Here is a 19,257-nt window from a genome sequence, read left to right as displayed (position 1 = left end):
CGCGATCGTACGAGGGGCCTTGTATCATGGATGACCTGCTGGCGGATTTCGTCGCGGAAACCCGGGAAATGCTGGAAGCGAGCGGCGGCGAGATCGTCGCCTGGGAAGCCGATCCGACGGACAAGGCGCGGCTCGATACCATTTTTCGTTTCGTCCATACCGTGAAGGGCAATTGCGGTTTCTTCGATTTCCCGCGTCTGGAAAAACTCAGCCACGCAGCGGAAGACGCGCTGGCCGATTGCCGCGCCGGTCGCCGCGAGCCCGATGCCGCGCTGGTTTCCGCCGTTCTCGCGATTATCGACCGTATCAGCGAAATGACCGATTCGATCGAAGCCGGCGAGGAACTTTCCGACGGTGGCGACGACGAGTTGATCGCCGCCCTGCAGCCGGGTGAGGCCGAAGTTGCGACTGTCTCCGCACCCGCCGCACAAGCTGCCCCGACGCTGGATGCCAGCGCCGAGGACGCCCCGGCTCAAAAGGCGGCGCGCAATCCCGGCGTCCAGCGCTCGATCCGCCTCCCGACCGAACTGCTCGACGAGGTCATGAAGGGCGTGTCCGACATGGTTCTTGCCCGCAACGACCTGGCGCGGCGACTGCGCGAGGCCGGGGAACAGCCCACCATCGACGGCCCCTTCGATCGCCTGAGCACCATCCTCGCCGATGTCCGTAGTGCCATCACGCGTATGCGCATGCAGCGGCTCGAACATCTGTTCAGCTCGCTACCGCGCCTCGTTCGCGACCTTTCGAACGAGCTCGGCAAACAGGTCACGGTCGAATTCGAAGGCGGCGAGGTCGAACTCGATCGCGAAATGGTCGAGATGGTCCGCGACCCGCTGACACATATCATCCGCAACGCCCTCGACCACGGCCTCGAGGGTCCCGGCGAGAGGATCAAGGCGGACAAACACGAGACCGGCTTGCTCAAATTCGCGGCGCGGCAGGCAGGCAACCAGATCACCCTGGTGATCAGCGACGACGGGCGAGGCATCGACACGGCTCGGCTCGCGGTCAAGGCGGTTGCAGCGGGCATCTACAGCCAGTCGGAAATCGACGAAATGTCGGAGCGCCGCAGGCTCTACCTTATCTTCGAACCGGGCCTTTCGACCGCCGATGCGGTCAGCGCGGTTTCCGGACGCGGCGTCGGCATGGATGTGGTGCGCGCCAATATCGAACGCGTCGGCGGATCGATCGATGTGACCAGCAAGCCCGGGGAAGGCACCAGCTTTCATCTCAAGCTACCGCTCACGCTCAGCATTATCGCCGCGCTGACTGTGGGTAGCGGCGGCCAGCGCTATGCAATTCCGCGCAGCTATGTCGAGGAAATCGTTTTCGGTTCGAGCGACCATGTCGAATTCGCTCAAGCCGGCGAGCGTCGTCTCGTGACATTCCGCGGCATGCGCGTGCCGTGCCTTGCTCTGGGCGAGATACTGGGCACCGAAACGAACGCCGAAGTCGTCTGGGAAAGCAAGACACTGGTCCTGGTCCGCCTCGCCTCGAACGATGTATTCGCGCTCGCGGTGGACCGGGTCTTCGACCACGAGGATGTCGTCGTCAAACCCATCGCGCCGGCGATCATGGAAACCGGCTTCTATGCCGGCACCACCCTGCTCGACGATGGACGCCCCATGATGCTGCTCGACCTGCCGAGCATCGCGCAGAAGCACCACCTCGCGAACGAAATGCGCAGCGCCACGCGGGTTGTCGAAGAAGATACGGTCGAAGAACGCAAGACGCATCCGATCATGCTCTTCACCGGCCTCGATGGTCGCCGCCGCGCAGTCCGACTGGACCTGGTCCGCCGGATCGATACGATCGCCCGCGACGCCATCGACATCGAGGGCACACGCACTCAGGCTGTGATCGACGGCGAGATATTCTCGCTCGTCGGGCTCGAATATGGCGAGCTGCCCGAAGAGAAATGCCGCTTGCTGCGCCTCTCCGATGGCGATTGCGAGGTCGTCTATGCCGTGCGCGAAGTCCTCGACGCCGCCGAAATGGACGGCGAGATCGTTCCGTCGAGCGCCGATCCCCACGTCGAAGGCGTCGCACTGATCGGCGGTCAGCCGGTCCCGGTGATCGACGGGCACGCGCTGTTCGCCAACCACCGCAAGCCGAACGCGCACGCCCGGCCGGTTTCCTGCCGCCTGCCCTCCGATAGCGATTGGGCGCGCACGATCCTCGAGCCGCTGGTCGCGGCGGCCGGCTACAAGGTGTCGACCGACAAGGATGAAGAAACCGACGTGGCGATCGAACTCGTCGAGAGCGAGACGCCCCTCGCTGCCCGTGCTCGTCATGTCATACGCCTGCGCTCCGATCCCGAAGCGGATGGAAGCGGGAACGACAGCATTTATCGTTACGATCGAGAGGGGCTGCTCGACGCGCTCAAGCAAGCCCGCATGGGGAAGACAGCATGAACGAACTTCTTCTCATGTGCCTGATCGCCGGGCGTCGTGCCGCAATTCCCGCGGCCGAAGTTCAGTCGGTCATCGAAATCGACGAGATCACGCCCATACCCGGTGTAGCCCCGTTCATCCTCGGCCTCACCGCTCTGCGCAGCCAGGCGCTGACCGTGATCGACTGTCAGGTCGCCCTTGGTTTCGATAGCCGGCAGGATGTACGCGGCCAGCGCGCTGCCGTGGTGCAGGTCGACGGCCATCCCTATGCCTTGCTGGTAGATGCAGCCTACGATGTCGGCGAGGCCCGAAGCGAACCGATCGCCGTTCCCGGCGGTTTCGGCGCCGGATGGCAGACCGCCGCGCGTGGAATGGTGGAAACGGACGGCGGCCCCACTCTCATCATCGATGTCGAAGCGTTGGTATCGGGGCCCATCGCACGGGCAGCTTAAGCGATTAGTTACCTAACGCCGATAGACGATACTCGAAAACACCAGAGGTCATTGCAATGAAATCCTGCCTTATCGTCGATGATTCGCGCGTCATCCGGAAGGTTTCGCGCCACATTCTCGAAACGCTCGGCTTCAGTGTCGAGGAAGCCGAGAATGGCCGCGAAGGCCTTGAAAAATGCGCCGAAGACATGCCCGACGTTATCCTGCTCGACTGGAACATGCCGGTCATGACGGGGATCGAGTTCATCACGCAGCTGCGCCAGCGCGATGGCGGCGACAAGCCTAAGGTCGTGTTCTGCACCACCGAAAACGACGTCGCGCACATTCGCGAGGCGATTAGCGCGGGTGCGGACGAATACGTCATGAAGCCGTTCGATCACGAAACCTTGCAGATCAAGCTCCAGCTTGTCGGCATGGCCTGAGGAGGCGTGATATGGGCGCACTCCTCCGTTCCGATGCCTTAGTCTCGGGCGCTGATACCCGACCATGCAGCGATCCCGTGCGGGTGATGATCGTCGACGATTCACTGACCGTGCGCACCGTTTTCTCGCGCATGATCGAGCAGGAACCCGATATGCGGATCGTCGCGACCGCCAATTCGGCGGAATGCGGCCTTGCCGAACTCGCCACGGCCACGCCCGATGTCATGCTTCTCGACCTCGAGATGCCGGGCATGGGCGGTTTGGCGGCCTTGCCCAAAATCATGCAATCGGCGCCCGATACGCAGGTGTTGGTTATTTCCTCGCTGACCGCCGATGGAGCAGAGGCGACGGTCACTGCGCTGTCGCTGGGGGCCGCCGACACCATGCTCAAGCCGCGCCCGGGCGGCTTCAACGACGACTATCGCTCCACCCTTCTTGGCAAGATCCGTGCGCTCAGGGGTGACACGGCGGACGATGCCGCAGGCCTCGCGGTGGCGAAAACCGCCGCCGATCGCATTGGCAAGCCGCCGCAGCTCGTCGCCATCGGCGCGTCGACCGGCGGGATTCACGCGCTTAATCTATTCCTGCGTCAGGTGCCGAAGAATTTCGACCTGCCGATCCTGATCACGCAACATCTGCCTGCCAGTTTCATCCCCGTTTTCGCACAGCAAATGGAGATGGCTGCGGGCCGCGAAGCGGTCCTTGCCGACGATGGCATTCAGATCGAGCGCGGCAAGATTTATATCGCGCCGGGGCATGGCCACATGGTGGTGCGCAAATCGGGCGGACACCATGTCCTCGGACTGGCCTATCATCCGGTAAAAAGCGGATGTACGCCTTCAGTCGACCCGATGTTCGAAACTCTTGCCGAGGCGTATGACGGGCACGTCGCCGGCGTGCTGCTGTCGGGCATGGGGCGCGATGGTACCGACGGAGCCCAGTCGGTGGTGTCGGCGGGCGGCACGATATACGCGCAGAATGCCGAGACCTGCGCGGTATGGGGGATGCCGCGTGCCGTTACCGAGCTTGGGCTGGCTGCGGCCGTTCTGCCACCGGCCGAACTGGCGGACCGCCTCCTTGCAAGCGCAGGAGCCGCCGCATGGCGGTAGATGACGCGTCGCACCGCATCATCGGTGACCTTCTTGCGCAGCGTACGGGGCAGCAACTTACCGAAGGCCGTCGCTGGCGTGTCTCCGGCGCACTGTCCGGCCTCTTCCGCGAATTCGGTATCGAGAACGTCGATCAGCTCGCCTGCATGCTCGAGCGCCCCAGTGAGCATCGCCTCGCCACGCGGGTGGTCGAAGCGCTGCTCAATAACGAAACCTATTTCTTTCGCGATCATTCCTATTTCTCGGCTCTGTCGAACCAGGTCTTGCCCGATCTCGCACGCAAGCGCGAAAGCACGAAGCGGCTGAGGATCTGGTCGGCCGGCTGTTCGACCGGCCAGGAAGCACTCAGCCTCGCAATGATCTTTGCCGAACAACCCAATCGGTGGAAGGACTGGCGAATCGAAATCCTTGGCACCGACGTGTCGAACAAGGCGATCGAGACCGCACGCAACGGACGCTATACCCAGTTCGAAATTCAGCGTGGGATCAGCGTCGCGCAGATGCTGAACTTCTTCACCGAGGACGAGGGACACTGGCAGGCGGCGGACAGGATTCGTGCCATGATCCGCTTCCAGCAGCACAACATTCTCGACTATCCGCCCGCGCCGGGCCGGTTCGACCTGGTCATGTGTCGCAACGTACTGCTCTATTTCGACCCGGAGACGAGGGCTAAAGCCTTCGACAGGCTGGCCAGCGGGATCGCTGCCGACGGGTGGCTCATGCTGGGTGCCGGCGAGACGGTGGTTGGGCAGACCGACAAGTTCAAACCTTCCGAGTTCGGATCCTCGCTCTACTCTCCGATCATGGGTAATGTTTCGCGCGCCGAACAGCGATTGCGGGCTGCAGCCTGCTGAATCGCCCTTGGCAGCTGCGGGACAAGGTAAACCGCCGATTTACGCTTCTTTAGCGAATGCGCTCTAGTCCGACATGAAGGGTCGCAAAGAGGGGCGTGTGTCGAAAATGACTGTGGGTACGTATACGTCTCACGAAAGCGGCAGCACGCGGACCATCCTCTTCGGGCCGATGGCTGCGCTAGGCGGGAGTTTCATCCTGACCTGGTCGATCGCCGTTGCCAATCGCTTCCTCGACTTCGCGACGTCTTCCACGATCCTCGTCATCGGCGCCATCCTGTTCAGCATGGCGGCGGCGATCTGCGCCCATCTGACCGTCCGCCATTTGCGCCGCATCGAACAACTCTCGCGCAGCGACAGCCTGACACTGCTGCCCAATCGCCGCGCTCTCCATTTCGACATCCGTCACGAATACCGGCAGGGCCACGAAGTGGCATTGGCGATGATCGACCTCGACGGTTTCAAGCTGATCAACGATCACTACGGCCATTTCGTCGGCGATGTCGCTATTCGCGAATGCGCTGACATTTTCAAGCAGGTCAGCGATGGCGAAGCCAAAGTGTATCGGCTGGGGGGCGACGAGTATGCAATGATGATCGGGGGGCCGGTTGCCGGCACGCTGCTGGAAGGGCTCTGCCGGCGCATCATCGAACGGCTTGCCAAACCCGTTCACGTCGAAGACCGGCGCCTCACGCTGGGGGCAAGCATCGGCCTCGCTCGCCGGGCTGCGCAGGACGATGTCAGTTCCTCCGAGCTGCTGCGCCGCGCAGACATTGCGATGTATGCCTCCAAGCGCGGCGGCAAGATGCGCTGTACTTGGTTCAGCAAGACGTTCGACAAGAGCCGCGAGCAGCTCAAGGAAATGGACGACGATTTGCGCAATGCGCTCGCCAAGGACGAATTCCGGCTCAATTACCAGCCACTGGTGGACAGCAACACGCGCATGATCGTCGCGGTGGAATGCCTGCTGCGCTGGGATCGTCCGGACGGCAAGCAGGTCGGCCCGAACATCTTCATTCCCGTTGCGGAAGAGAGCGGGCTGATCAATTCGATCGGCTTGTGGGTGCTGCGCCAGGCTTGCTGCGACGCCCTCGATTGGGACGGCATCACGCTGTCGGTCAACATTTCGGCGGCGCAATTGCGCAACCCCGAATTCCCAATCCAGCTGGGCCACATTCTAGAGGAAACGCAATTCGACCCCGAGCGACTCGAGCTCGAAATCACCGAAACCTGCTTGGTACTCGATCCGCTGGTAGCGGAGCGCAGCCTCGCGGTGATCCGCGGTTTCGGGGTCAGGATTTCGCTCGACGATTTCGGCACCGGTTACGCTTCCATCGGCTTCCTGCGGCAATTCCGCTTCGAAAAGCTCAAGCTCGACCGCAGCCTTGTGGTCCAGGCGAGCGAAGACGACGGCAGCCGCGCCATGATGCTGTCCAGCATCACGGTGGCGCGCGCCATGAAAATGGCTGTGACCGCAGAAGGCGTCGAAACGGAGGAGCAGGCCGCCATGGTCCGCGCTGCCGGTTGCGACCAGATCCAGGGCTGGCTGTATTTCAAGGCAATGCCGGCCGAAGAAATCGCCCAACATCTCGGCAAGCCCATCGGCTTGTCATCAGAAGAAGCAAACGAGGATAGCCAAGTCGCATGAGCGCGCTCCAGGATATGGTCAACGGCATGGTTGCCGAACACGAAGCCTCGCCCCCCGACCATACGGTGGAGGCGCCCGAGGAGCCGTTCCTTACCGATCCAATCGAAGCCGACCCCGCCGAGAGTGAGGCCCCGGGAGGGCTCAAGGGCTGGCTGGACAACAAGTCGGTCGGTGAGAAGCTGAATGCAATCTCGCTTGCCAGTATCGCCGTTGTGGTGCTCAGCCTCTTGGGTACACTTGTCGGAGGCTATTTCGCGCTCGAAGCGCGTTCGGAACGCATGGCCATCTCCACCGCTGCGGTGACGGCCGAGCGAATGGTCGCCGATATCGATGGCGGACGCCTGTTCGTTCAGCGCTACGCAGTGACGGGCGATCCGAACGATCTGACTTCGGCCCTCGAAGCCTTCGCGGATACCGACCGGGACCTCAGCCGGCTGGAAGACGAGGTTGTCGGCGTCGCGCCTAGCGTGTTGCCCAGGATCGAGGACCTCAACAGCAAGCTGTCGCGAATTAGAATGCGTGTGACCGAGGCCCAACGCGCCCGCGGCACTCAAGCGCAGTGGCAGGACTTTTCGGACAGCGTCTATGTCGAAGGGCGCAGCTTCGTAGAAACGGCCGTGGCGACCCGGGAGGAGATCGAGCGGATCGGCAAGACTTCAGATGCCGCCTCGCAAACCATGATCATGTGGCTCTTCGTCGCCTTTTTCGGTGTTGCAGGCGTGGGAATCGCGGTTGCGTGGATGACAGCGCGATATCTCGGACGCGATGTGTCATCGACGCTCAAGCGCATGACCGCGGTGGCAACGCGGCTGGCCGAGGGCGACAAGGACGTTCACATCCCGGCGACCCGCCGGCACGATGAAATCGGCGATCTCGCCCGTGCGCTCGAGGTCTTTCTGCAGGCCGCCCGTCAGTTCGAAAACGTTGCGCAGGAACGCGAGGCGCTGCGACGGGAACGCGGTCAGGAAATGGTCCGTTTCGCTCAGCGCTTCGAGACGACAGTCGGGGAAGTGGTCAATGGCGTGGCTTCGGCGTCCGCGCAGCTCAAGACGACCGCAGGCTCGATGGCCGCGGCCGCCGAACAGGCTTCGACCCAGACATCCAGCGTGACTGCCGCCATGGGCCAGGCCTCGAACGGCGTGACCGCCGCCGCCGCCGCTTCGGACGAATTTGCCATGTCGATCGGCGAGATCAGCCGCCAGGCGTCTCATTCGGCGCAGTTGGCACGAAAGGCGACGGATGCCGCAAGCGGCGCCGACGAGACAATTTCGGCACTTGCCGTTTCGGCGGAACAGGTGGGGCAGATCGTCGAGCTCATCCAGTCGATCGCGCAGCGTACCAACCTGCTTGCGCTCAACGCCTCGATCGAGGCGGCCCGTGGCGGCGAAGCCGGACGCGGCTTCGCGGTGGTTGCCAGCGAGGTCAAGGAACTGGCCGCGCAGACCAGCCGCGCGACCGAGGAGGTCGCCGAGCAGATTCGCGCGATGCAGGATTCGACCGGTGCCAGCGTCGGCGCGCTGCGTTCGATCGCGGACCAGATCAAGGAACTCGAATCGACTGCCACCTCCATCGCCAGCGCTGTCGACCAGCAGTCGGTCGCCGGGCAGGATCTTGCACGCAGCATCGACCTTGCCGCGCGGTCGACCGACGAGGTCTCGGCCAATATCGTACAGGTTCGCGAAACCAGCCTGGCCACCGGAGCAGCCGCCAGCCAGGTGCTCAACTCCTCGACGGAGCTCGAGGCGCAGGCCAGCACGCTCAAATCGCAGGTCGCGCAATTCCTGCTGCACGTGCGCGCGGCTTAACGCGATCTCAAGCAATCGCCCTTACGGTTGCCACAACCTTAAGGGGGTGCTTGGGGATGAACGCACACAGTTCGATCATGGCCGACGAATTGGTCCGCGAAATCGCGGAAGTCGAGGTCATGAAAGCCGAGAACGGTCCGCAACTTACCGGACTGAACAAATGGTTCATGAAGCAATCGCTCGCCTCCAAAGCGAAGATTGCGTCGATATTCTCGCTCGGCGGGCTCGCTCTTGTCACCCTGATCGCGCAGATCGGTTTCTTCATCCCGTCCTTTGCCCCGATCGCGCAAGTGCTCACGCTGGTCATCCTCGGCATAGCGCTGCTGGGCGGTATTTCGAGCCTGCGCTTCGTGCTCAAGCATATCATCGAGCCCTATCTGAAGATCAACGAGGACATGTCCCGTCTCGCGCGGGGCGAACGCGATATCGAGGTATCGAATACCCATCGGCCGGATGAGATCGGCGATCTCGCCCGGACCTTCGCGGTCTTTCTCCGCTCGGGCCACAAGCTCGACGAGCTATTTGCCGGGCGCAAGCGCGCGGCCGAGGAACGCGAGGCCGAGCTGATGCGCATGGCGCGCGATTTCGAGACCGGAGTAGGCGATGTGGTAAGCGGGGTTGCCGCGGCTGCGACCCAACTCAACGCCACCGCATCCGGAATGGCGTCTACGGCCGAACAGGCCTCGAGCCAGTCCAGCCTGGTAACGGCTTCGATGGAGCAGGCGAATAGCGGCGCAACTGCGGCAGCAGCTGCATCCGACGAATTCGCCATGTCGATCGGGGAGATCAGCCGCCAGGCGGCCCATTCGGCGGAACTCGCCCGCAAGGCGACCGATACGGCGAGCGGTGCCGACGAGACGATTTCCGCACTCGCGTCGTCCGCCGAGCAGGTCGGTCAGATCGTCGAGTTGATCCAATCGATCGCCCAGCGCACAAATCTCCTCGCGCTCAACGCCTCGATAGAGGCCGCACGCGGTGGCGAGGCAGGGCGCGGCTTTGCCGTGGTCGCCAGCGAGGTGAAAGAGCTGGCCGCGCAGACCAGCCGGGCAACCGAAGAGGTCGCCGAGCAGATCCGCGCAATGCAGGACTCAACCGGTGCCAGCGTCGGCGCGCTGCGCTCGATCGCGGGCCAGATCAAGGAGCTGGAGTCGACCTCGGTCTCGATCGCCAGCGCGGTCGACCAGCAATCGGTCGCCGGACAGGACCTTGCGCGGAGCATCGACCTCGCCGCGCGGTCGACCGACGAGGTTTCCGCGCATATCGAGCAATTCCGCGAGACCAGTCTCGCCACCGGCACGGCAGCGAGCCAGGTGCTCAACTCGGCCAGCGAACTCGAAGATCAGGCCGGTGCACTCAAGAGCCGCGTCGACGCCTTCCTCCAGCAAATCCGCGCAGCCTGACGGCAATGGCGCAAGTGATGCGGAGAGGACGCGCGGGGAAGTGTTCTCCGCGCCCCTCCCCCCACTCTATTCCCACCAATAAGGCAGGCGGCGGGCGTTGCCCGTTTCGACCTCGTTCATCGTTCGTGCATCGTACAGCCGGCCGCCAAGCATGACACGGTCGATCCTGTCCGAATTGCGGATGCTCTCGCTCGGATCGGCGTCGAGGACGATGAGGTCCGCCAGCTTGCCAACCTCAAGGCTGCCGATGTCGCGTTCCATGCCGAGTGACTTCGCGGGTTCGATAGTGCCGGCCCGCAGCGCCTCGACCGCCGACATACCGCCACGGGCAAAGCTCCACAGTTCCCAATGCGCCGCGATGCCGGCCTGCTGGCCATGCGCACCGATACTGACCTTGACCCCACGATCGGCAAGCTTCTTGGCCTCGCGCGCGGCATCGTCGTCGACGAAGGCCCATTCGGGTGCCTTCACCCGCCGCGCGGTCTGCGCGATCAGCTGGCGCGGCGGCGTGTGGATCATCAGCGGATTGTCGAATACGTCGGTCGCCTGCCGCCAGTAGGGATCGCCCGCCAGCCCGCCATAGGTAACGGTCAGCGTCGGCGTATAGTTCGACTGCGAGCCCGCCCAGAACTGCAGCACATCCTCGTAGAGAACTTCGCCGGGCACATTGTGTTCGATGGTCGAATTGCCATCGGCGATGAGGTTCATATCCATACCGAACAGCGACCCGCCCTCGGCGACGACCAGCATGTTCTCCTCGCGCGAGGCGGCGACGACCTGCTGACGCTGGTCGCGCCGCGGCTGGTTGTAGTTCTTGATCGAGATACCGCCCTGGGCCTTGATCCGCTGGATATGCGCGAGCGCATCTTCATAGCTGTCGATCCGCGCATAGACGCTAGGCGCCTTGGCGCCATAGACGATCTCGGCGGTCGAGAAGATGCGTGGGGCGAGCAGCGTGCCGGCTCGCTGGCGCTCGGCCGCGGCGAAGATCATGCTGGCGCGCGACGAAGGATCGTGGATCGTCGTCGTTCCCATCGCGAGGTTCTGCACCAGCGACCAGTTCTGTTGCGGGACCAGATCGCCCGTGCCCTGCGGTCCGTGCGCATGCGCATCCACGAGGCCCGGCATAATCGTCTTGCCGCGGGCATCGATGACGGTCGCGCCCTCCGGAACGGGCACCGAAGAGGCCGGACCGATTGCCGCGATCCGGTCGCCGGTGATAACGATCGTGCCATTGGCAATCTCGCCCGCACCGTCACCTGCCATGGTCAGGATCTTCGCTCCGGTGATCGCCACCGTGCCGCGCGGCTTGTCGGCGGCAATCGTGCGCTCGAGCGACGTCCCGCTGGTCGGCGGCACGAATTTGGGCGCATCCTTGTCCTTGGGCGCGTCTGCGAACATCAAGGCCACACTCGCGCGGTAAAGCACCGGGCCCATCGTCCAGGTCAGCATGTCGCCGCCCTCCGTCCAACCGATATAGTCCGCCCCACCCTTCGATGCGCGCACGACAGGTAGCGAGCTGGCCTTCTCGCCCACGGTTACCGCCTGCCCGCCGGGCATCAGCGGCGTGGCGAAGACCTCGTAATTCTCGCGGAAGGCGACGAAATCGCCGCGCGGGCTGACATGGTATTCGGTCGCCAGCTCGCCTTCGGCATGCACTTGCCGCGCCTCGCCATCGAGGTCGGCAGACAGCAGTTGCAGCTTGCCGTCCTTGCGACCGAGCATGAACACGCGGTCGCTGTCGGCACCGAATTGCGGGTTGGTCGTATCGCGCGACACCAGCTCGGCCTCGCCGCCCGCTGCGCTGACTTGATAGACGCCTTCGTTCTCGGAAAACTCGGGCGATGTCAGGTATCCGCCCGAGCGCTTCTCGAACACGATCGTGCGGCCATCGGGCGAGAATTTCGGATTGGCGTAGTGGCCGCGCATTTGCGTGACCGCGCGCGCGCCGGAGCCGTTGGCATTGGCAGTCATGACCTGACCGAGTTCGCCATCGGTCCAGCGGACATAGGTAATCCGGCGTCCGTCGCGCGACCAGGACGGCCACAATTCGAGCGCCCTGTCATCGCTCGAGGTGAAGCGGCGTGCGGTACCGCCGGCAACCGGCTTGGAATAGAGCTTCCCGAGGCTTTCGAACACCACGGTGCGTCCGTCCGGCGATACGCTGGCGAAGCGCGGGATCTTTGCCGTGAAGCTGTCAGGCGCAACCGGGATCACCGGATGCGGCGCATCGGCAACGCCGCGCGTGTCGTTCACGGTGAACGGAATGACGCTGGCCCCACTGCCATCGGCGGCCACGCGTTTCAGCTTGCCGCCCGCCCAGAGCACGATCGAGCTGCCGTCGGGCGTCCAGTCCATCAGCGGATAGAATCCGTAGACCGCCCAGGTTTCCTGCATGTCCATGTCGAGATCGCCATAGATCATGCGTTGCTCGCCCGTCGCGAGATCCTTGACCCACAGTTCGGTCTGGTCCTTGTCGCGGCGGATGAACGCTATGCTCCTGCCATCGGGCGACGGCTGCGGGCGCACTGCCCCGCCATATCCGCTGACCGCCGTAGTCACCTCGCCCGTCGCCAGCTCGTAGCGTTCGATCGCGAATGTGCCTTGCGTCGAATCCTGCGCATATTCGAAAATCGGACCCGGCGTGACATTGCGCGAATAATAGACCGCCTCACCGTCAGGCGAGTAGACAGGCTCGCCCAGCTCCTTCTGCAGCTCTTCGCTGGCGCGAGCGACCAGTTTGACGCCGCCGCCGCCCGAGACGTGGTAGAGCCAGATTTCGCCGGTGCCGAGCGAACGCTGGGTGGTGAAATGCTTCTTGGCGACGATGTAATTGCCATCGGGCGACCAGCTGGGCTGGTTCAGGAGACGGAAATCTTCCTTGGTCAGCTGGCGCTTGTCCGAACCGTTCGCATTCATGATCCAGATATTGTCGCCCCCGCCGCGGTCGCTGGTAAAGGCGATGCGGCGTCCGTCGGGCGAAAAGCGCGGCTGCACTTCCCAGGCGAGCCCTTCGGCGATGCGCGTAGGGGCGCCGCCCGCGATCGGCATGGTGTAGATGTCGCCGAGCAGCGCAAAGGCCAGCATGCGTCCATCCGGCGAGACGTCGACATCCATCCACGTGCCCTCGTCGGTGCGGATCGGGACCTGCCGGATCGTCGCACCGCGCGGGGCGGAGATGTCCCACTTCTCATCTTCCTTGACGGCTCCGGGATTGGCGGAGGCCGGTGCCGCATCGACCGCCATGCCGCTGCCTTCGCCGGGACCTTCCTCGGCGGAAGCATCCACTTCCTGTTCCTCGACCGGGTTTGGACTTGGCTGCGGATCCTGCGCAAGAGCCGCTTGGCCAGCGAACAGCACGGCAAGTACGGAGGCGAGACTGGTCTTCATGGGTTTCTCCGGAATGGGAATCGGTACGGTCAACGCACGCTGGCGCGTTCGACGAGATGGACGGCGACGCGCCGCTCCGGCCGCTCGTCTTCGGAAGCGAGCGCAGTATCGACAAGCAGCGAGCCCGCCAGCGCAAAGTCGGGTTCGACCGTCGTCAGCGGCGGAGAACTGAATTCTCCCGAACCGAGCCCGTCGAAGCCGATCACGCCGACATCGTCCGGGACGGCAATGTCGCGCGCCGCGAGTTCCTCCAAAGCGCCGAGTGCCATCGCATCGCAGGCGAAGAAAAGGCCGTCGAAACTGGCACCGTCCTCGACCAGGCGGGCAATCGCATTGCGGCCCTGCGAAACGCGATCCTCGCCATCGCTCACCAGAGCATCGACGGGCTTCAGGCCCGCTGCCTCCATCGCGCTACGGTAACCTTCGTAACGCTCGCGGAACTGATGCTGTGACGAGGCGGTATCACCGACGAACACAACTCGTTTCGCGCCACTCCGCACGAGCCGCTCAACGGCAATGCGCCCGCCGTCGCGATTGTCCGACCGCACCCAGACGCTATCGTCGAAAGGCGAACCCCAGAACGCCATGCCGCTGGATTCCTCGGCACATTTGCGGAAATAGTCCCACGCCCCCTCGTTGGTCGCGGTGCCGATCACCACCACGCCATCGGCCTGGCGCCGCGCGACATAGTGACCGAACAACTCATCGGGCTTGGCCTGAAACGACACCAGCGCCTCGTACCCCCGCTCGGCGGCAGCGGCGCAGGTGCTGCCCAGCAGGCTGTAATAGAACGGGTTGATCGCCGCCGGCCCCTGCCCTTCGCGACCGATGACGACGATGGCGATCGTTCCGGTCTCGCCCCGCCGCAGGCCCGCTGCGCGCGTGTTGACGTGGTAACCCAGCTCCTCCGCCGCCATTTCGACGCGGCGACGGGTCGCTTCGGTTATCGTTTCCGATCCCGCCAGAGCACGACTGACGGTCGATTGGCTCACTCCGGCTCGCTCGGCAACGTCGATCGACGTAACACGACGCGGCCTGGGCTTCTCGCTGTTAGGCATCCTTCAAACGCACTCCCTGTGCAGCCGCACTAACGCAGGCTTTTACCGAAAGCGAGACCCAAGCCCGAATGCCGGATGGGGGGCTCTCTCAAGTGCGCCTACCGGATAAATTAGGTTGCGCACTGCAACCGAGGCTGGCGCTGGCACGCAAGCTGCGTTAGGTTCTCTTCACTTGGGAGAGACAGATGAACAATACGGCGACCGATTTCGATGTGATGATCGTGGGTGCGGGAATTTCCGGCATCGGCATGGCGGCGCATATGAAGGAGAAGGCGCCGGATCACGACTTCGTCATCGTGGAGCGCCGCGAGAACCTCGGCGGGACCTGGGACCTGTTCCGTTATCCCGGCATCCGGTCGGACAGCGACATGCATACGCTCGGCTTCGACTTCGAACCGTGGAAGCACGAGAAATCGATCGCCGATGGTCCCGCGATTCTCGAATATCTCGACCAGATCGTCGACGAGCGCGACATCCGCAAGCACATCCGCTTCAGCCACAAGGTGCTGGCCGCCGACTGGCGCGAAAGCGAGGCGCGTTGGCACGTGACGCTCGAGACCGAGCAGGGCGAGAAGAAGCACCTGACCGCCAACTGGCTCTATCTCGGCTCGGGCTATTACGATTACGACGAGCCCTACGATCCAGGTTTCGAGCTGGGCGAGTTCGAGGGCCAGGTAATCCACCCGCAATTCTGGCCCGAAGACCTTGATTATGCGGACAAGAACGTGGTCGTGATCGGCTCGGGCGCGACCGCAGTCACCATCGTGCCCTCGATGAGTGAGAAGGCCGCCAAGGTCACCATGCTCCAGCGCACACCTACATGGATGTTCAGTCGCCCGGCCAAGGATGCCCTGGCCAATTTCCTGCGCAAGATCCTGCCCGAAAAGCTGGCCTACCGGATCACCCGGTGGAAGAATATCAAGCTACAGGATTACGGCTTCAAACGCGCACGCACGAAGCCGGAGAAGATGGCTGCGGACCTGCACAAGCGTATCCGCAAATCGATGGGCGAGGACTATGATCTTGCGCCCTTCACCCCGCCCTATAATCCGTGGGAGCAGCGGCTGTGCCTGGTGCCCGACGACGATCTGTTCGATGCGATCAAGAGCGGCAAGGCCGATGTGGTCACCGGCCATATCAAGGCCTTCGAGAAGGGCGGCGTGCGTTTGACCGACGATCGTTTCCTTCCTGCCGACATCGTGATTACCGCTACCGGCCTCAAGCTCGCGGTGGCGGGCAAGATCGCGCTGTCGAAGGAAGGCCAGCCGATCGATCTGTCCGAACACTTCTACTACAAGGGCTGCATGTTCTCGAACGTGCCGAACCTGGCTGTGGTGTTCGGCTATCTCAACGCCAGCTGGACTCTGCGCGCGGATATCAATTCGGATTATATCTGCCGCGTGCTCAACGAGACCCGCCGTAGGGGTGTCGATGTCGCCGAGCCGGTGCTGACGTCTCAGGCGGAAGCGCAGATCGAGGAGGACGATATCTTCGACTTCTCCTCCGGCTACATTCAGCGCGCCAAATCGATCATGCCCAAGAATGCGGTCGAGTATCCCTGGCGGCTCAACCAGGAATACGTCGTTGATCGCAAGCGCATGAAGGACGACCCGGTCGACGATGGCCTGCTGCAGTTTCGTCGCCACGGGGCCAACACGCGCCGCGCCGACGAACAACTCGAAGCGGCGGAGTAGCATTCGCGCGCAACCCGCGTTACGCAATCCGTCATGACTGAACGCATCTATACTGCGGGACTTGTCGTGATCGGCGACGAGATTCTGTCCGGGCGCACGCACGACAAGAACATCGCCCAAGTCGCCAGTTGGCTGCAGGTTCAAGGAATCCGCCTGTCCGAAGTGCGCGTGGTCCCCGATGTGATCGAACGCATCGTCGAGGCAGTGAATGCATTGCGCGAAGCCTACGATTACCTGTTCACCACCGGCGGCATCGGGCCGACGCATGACGACATCACCGTCGACGCGGTGGCCGAGGCGCTGGGCGTCCCGGTCGTGATCCACCCCCAGGCTCGGGCACTCCTAGAGAAATACTATTCCGACAAGCCCGGTGGGCTCAACGAATCGCGGCTGCGCATGGCGCGCGTGCCCGAGGGCGCGGAACTGATACCCAACCACATGTCGGGGGCTCCGGGGATCAAGCTGGGCAATATCCACCTGATGGCGGGGGTGCCGCATATCACCGCCGGCATGCTCGATGCGCTCACCGGGACGCTCGAGGGAGGGGCTCCTCTGCTGTCGGAAACGGTCGGATGCTGGACCCCCGAAAGCGAGGTCGCCGACATCCTGCGACAGGTGGAGCAGGCGCACCAGGAATGTCAGCTCGGCAGTTACCCCTTCTTTCGCGATGGCCGGGTCGGTGCCAATTTCGTCGTCCGTTCGACCAGCGAGGGGGAACTGAGGAGCTGCGTCGACAGCCTGTGCGACGGGCTGGCGACCGCCGGTTTCGACTTCACGCCCGGCGGAATCTGACCGGTCGGGATGGTCATCGCTCCGTTAACCCTCGCATGTTAGGGTCCGGGGCATGACGGCGGTCTATATCACCATCGATACCGAGTATTCTGCCGGGCTCGCGGCACGCCTCGGCGTCGGCGCACGCGAGGAGGTATTCGAGCATTCGATTACATGTCGAACGCCCGATGGCGATGTGGGCATCCTCCACCAGATGGCGGTGATGGACGCACACGGGATCAAGGGGGTTTTCTTCGTCGATCCCATGCCGGCACTGATTTGGGGGACACGCGCGGTAGCCGAAGTGGTCGAGCCGATCCTCGAGCGCGGACACGAGGTACAGTTGCACCTGCATCCCGAATGGCTCGAGCTGGCCGGCGATGCCAATCCCTTGTCCGGCCGCACCGGGCGCAACATGCACGCGTTCACCGAGGAAGAGCAGGTCGAACTGCTTGCCTTCGCCCGAGACCAACTGATGCGCGCAGGGGCCCCTTCTCCCACGGCGTTTCGCGCGGGCAATTACGGTGCCGACGATGCCACGCTGCGCGCACTGGCACGTCTCGGGATCCGCTACGACAGCAGCCATGTGCCCGGCATTGCCGGCTCCGAGTGCTGCATCTCTCTTTCCGCCGAAGACAGGGAGGTCGTCCGTCACGAGGGCACGATCGAAGTGCCGGTCGGTTCGATTCGCAGCCATCGCGGCCAGCGGCATGCACAGATCACGGCGCTGTCGTCTTGGGAATTGGCAGCCGCGCTGCGCTTTAGCGTGCGCGAGGGTTCGGCGATGCTCAATATCGTTAGCCACAGCTTCGAACTGATGAGCCGCGACCGAACGCGGATCAATTCGATCGTGCGCGACCGCTTCACCCGCTTCTGTGGGAGCGTCGCGGCGACGCAAGGCGCACACAGCGCCACCTTCGGCAGCCGCCCGCCCCGGATCGGCGACGAGACCGGAGCTGCGACCATGCCGCGGAACGAAATCCGCACCGCTGCGCGGGTTGCCGAACAGCTGGTCTCGAACGCGCTCTACGGGGCCTCGTGAAAGACGGCCTCATGCCAGCGAGTTCACATCGCATCCCGTTCACGGTCGGATCGCGCCGCCTGCTGACGATCGAGCGCGAGGTCGCCACGTTGGCGTTCTCACTCCAAGACATCCTATCCAAGCGTATCCCACCGGTGCCCGTTCTGAACAATGTCGAGGGATTACGCGTACTGTCTGCGCCACCTGTCGCCGAAACCCGCCTGCGCGAAGCCATGCCCGGCTTCCTCGTCGGCGCGCGCGAGGAGTATGCGCGCTCTTACATCGACATGGCGGGAACCTTTGAGGAATACCTCGCGCGCTTTTCGGGCAAGACACGCTCGACCCTGCGGCGCAAGCGCCGTAGATTGGAGAAAGCAAGCGGGGGCGCGCTCGACCTGCGCGCCTACCGCACGCCCGAAGAGATCGATACCTTCTCGCAGCTCGCCCTGCCGCTTTCGCGCAAGACATACCAGGCGCGCCTGCTCGATGCCGGGCTTCCCGACAATGATGCGGAGCGCGCGGAAAGACGCGCCCTTGCCGGAAATGACCAGGTGCGCGCCTTCCTCCTGTTCCTCGAAGGCACGCCGGTAGCCTATCTCTACTTGCCGGTCGTGCGGGACACTCTGGTCTATGCCTACCTCGGCTTCGACCCCGAGCATGCCAGCCTGTCGCCGGGTACGGTACTACAGATGGCGGCGCTGGAGGTTCTCTTCGCTGAGGACCGGTTCCGCTATTTCGATTTCACCGAAGGCGAGGGCGCGCATAAGGCGTTGTTCGGTTCGGCCAGCGTGCGGTGCGCCAGCTTCGTGATGCTCCGCCCGACCTTGGCCAATCGCGCCCTGCTCGCCAGTCTAAAGGGTTTCGACTACGCGATCGCCTCTGCAAAACGGATCGCGCAGCGAACGGGGGCCGAGGGCCCGATCAGGCGGCTCTTGCGCTAGAGATCGACCTTGCGCTCCTGCTCTTCTTCGAGGTCGCGGCGCAGCTCGCGCGCACCGCGTTCCGCCTTCCGGTCGAGCCTGTCACTGGTCTTGCGATTGCGCGCCCACGCGTAGACGATCACGGCCAGTAGGATGAACGGACCGACAACCGTGGCAATCGGGAGAATGGCTTCCATGGAATACTCCTGCGTTCTTTGCCCTTTCAACGCATTGCGGGGCTGATCTTTCCGCCGGGCAAGGAAAAGGGCCGGCGGGTCTGCACCCACCGGCCCTTTCGCATTTTCATTCCAGAGCAGGAAAAC

The 19,257-nt window shown here is 63.5% G+C and carries 15 protein-coding genes; 12 read left to right on the top strand and 3 right to left on the bottom strand.

Annotated features, from left to right (window positions below):
• The first annotated feature begins 26 nt into the window (after positions 1-26).
• The 8 genes from ASS64_RS04585 (at position 27) to ASS64_RS04550 (ending at position 10,080) form a co-directional block, all read left to right on the top strand.
• A complete protein-coding gene (locus tag ASS64_RS04585; RefSeq protein ID WP_067690633.1) occupies positions 27-2,414 on the top strand; it encodes a chemotaxis protein CheA in 2,388 nt (795 codons plus the stop codon).
• Positions 2,411-2,845 carry a chemotaxis protein CheW gene (locus ASS64_RS04580; RefSeq protein WP_067690631.1) on the top strand — a complete coding sequence of 145 codons (435 nt, stop codon included), beginning with the start codon at positions 2,411-2,413 and terminating at the stop codon, positions 2,843-2,845. Before ASS64_RS04585 ends, ASS64_RS04580 begins: the two co-directional genes overlap by 4 nt.
• A 56-nt stretch (positions 2,846-2,901) precedes the next feature.
• Positions 2,902-3,267, top strand: a complete 366-nt coding sequence (locus ASS64_RS04575; RefSeq protein ID WP_067690630.1) for a PleD family two-component system response regulator — start codon at positions 2,902-2,904, stop codon at positions 3,265-3,267.
• Positions 3,268-3,278: 11 nt separating this feature from the next.
• Positions 3,279-4,376 (top strand): chemotaxis-specific protein-glutamate methyltransferase CheB, encoded by a 1,098-nt coding sequence (cheB, locus tag ASS64_RS04570; RefSeq protein ID WP_234002326.1) that lies wholly within the window; start codon positions 3,279-3,281, stop codon positions 4,374-4,376.
• Complete coding sequence (locus tag ASS64_RS04565) at positions 4,367-5,230, top strand: protein-glutamate O-methyltransferase CheR (RefSeq protein WP_067690624.1); 864 nt, start codon at positions 4,367-4,369, stop codon at positions 5,228-5,230. The genes cheB and ASS64_RS04565 overlap by 10 nt, the downstream gene beginning before the upstream one ends.
• A 73-nt stretch (positions 5,231-5,303) precedes the next feature.
• Positions 5,304-6,875, top strand: coding sequence for a bifunctional diguanylate cyclase/phosphodiesterase (locus tag ASS64_RS04560; protein WP_234002325.1), 1,572 nt, complete (start codon positions 5,304-5,306; stop codon positions 6,873-6,875).
• Complete coding sequence (locus tag ASS64_RS04555) at positions 6,872-8,680, top strand: methyl-accepting chemotaxis protein (RefSeq protein WP_067690622.1); 1,809 nt, start codon at positions 6,872-6,874, stop codon at positions 8,678-8,680. Before ASS64_RS04560 ends, ASS64_RS04555 begins: the two co-directional genes overlap by 4 nt.
• A gap of 56 nt (positions 8,681-8,736) precedes the next feature.
• The gene (locus ASS64_RS04550) at positions 8,737-10,080 is read left to right on the top strand and encodes a methyl-accepting chemotaxis protein (protein ID WP_067690619.1); all 1,344 of its coding nucleotides are present in this window, start codon (positions 8,737-8,739) and stop codon (positions 10,078-10,080) included.
• A 66-nt stretch (positions 10,081-10,146) separates the two neighbouring features.
• Here ASS64_RS04550 and ASS64_RS04545 read toward each other — a convergent pair whose 3' ends face one another.
• Both ASS64_RS04545 and ASS64_RS04540 read right to left on the bottom strand, forming a co-directional pair.
• Entirely contained in the window at positions 10,147-13,470 is a 3,324-nt protein-coding gene (locus tag ASS64_RS04545) for an amidohydrolase family protein (RefSeq protein WP_067690616.1), read from the bottom strand.
• Positions 13,471-13,499: 29 nt separating this feature from the next.
• Positions 13,500-14,528: a LacI family DNA-binding transcriptional regulator gene (locus tag ASS64_RS04540; RefSeq protein WP_067690613.1), complete on the bottom strand. Its 1,029-nt coding sequence runs from the start codon at positions 14,526-14,528 to the stop codon at positions 13,500-13,502.
• A gap of 185 nt (positions 14,529-14,713) precedes the next feature.
• Between ASS64_RS04540 and ASS64_RS04535 the strand changes: the two genes are divergently transcribed.
• From ASS64_RS04535 to ASS64_RS04520, 4 genes are read left to right on the top strand one after another with little or no spacing between them, the layout of a single operon-like run.
• Positions 14,714-16,222, top strand: coding sequence for an NAD(P)/FAD-dependent oxidoreductase (locus ASS64_RS04535; RefSeq protein WP_067690610.1), 1,509 nt, complete (start codon positions 14,714-14,716; stop codon positions 16,220-16,222).
• Positions 16,223-16,255: 33 nt separating this feature from the next.
• Positions 16,256-17,014, top strand: a complete 759-nt coding sequence (locus ASS64_RS04530; protein ID WP_067690607.1) for a molybdopterin-binding protein — start codon at positions 16,256-16,258, stop codon at positions 17,012-17,014.
• A gap of 52 nt (positions 17,015-17,066) precedes the next feature.
• Positions 17,067-18,035 carry a polysaccharide deacetylase family protein gene (locus tag ASS64_RS04525; protein ID WP_067690604.1) on the top strand — a complete coding sequence of 323 codons (969 nt, stop codon included), beginning with the start codon at positions 17,067-17,069 and terminating at the stop codon, positions 18,033-18,035.
• Positions 18,036-18,046: 11 nt separating this feature from the next.
• Positions 18,047-18,955, top strand: a complete 909-nt coding sequence (locus ASS64_RS04520) for a GNAT family N-acetyltransferase (protein ID WP_067690752.1) — start codon at positions 18,047-18,049, stop codon at positions 18,953-18,955.
• Here the strand turns inward: ASS64_RS04520 and ASS64_RS04515 are convergent.
• Complete coding sequence (locus ASS64_RS04515; protein ID WP_067690601.1) at positions 18,952-19,131, bottom strand: hypothetical protein; 180 nt, start codon at positions 19,129-19,131, stop codon at positions 18,952-18,954. The genes ASS64_RS04520 and ASS64_RS04515 overlap by 4 nt on opposite strands.
• Positions 19,132-19,257: the final 126 nt, after the last annotated feature.

This window comes from Erythrobacter sp. AP23 (genome assembly GCF_001542855.1).
GTDB lineage: Bacteria > Pseudomonadota > Alphaproteobacteria > Sphingomonadales > Sphingomonadaceae > Qipengyuania.
The sequence above is the reverse complement of the archived record's forward strand: the minus strand, read 5'-3'. Positions and strand labels throughout refer to the sequence as shown.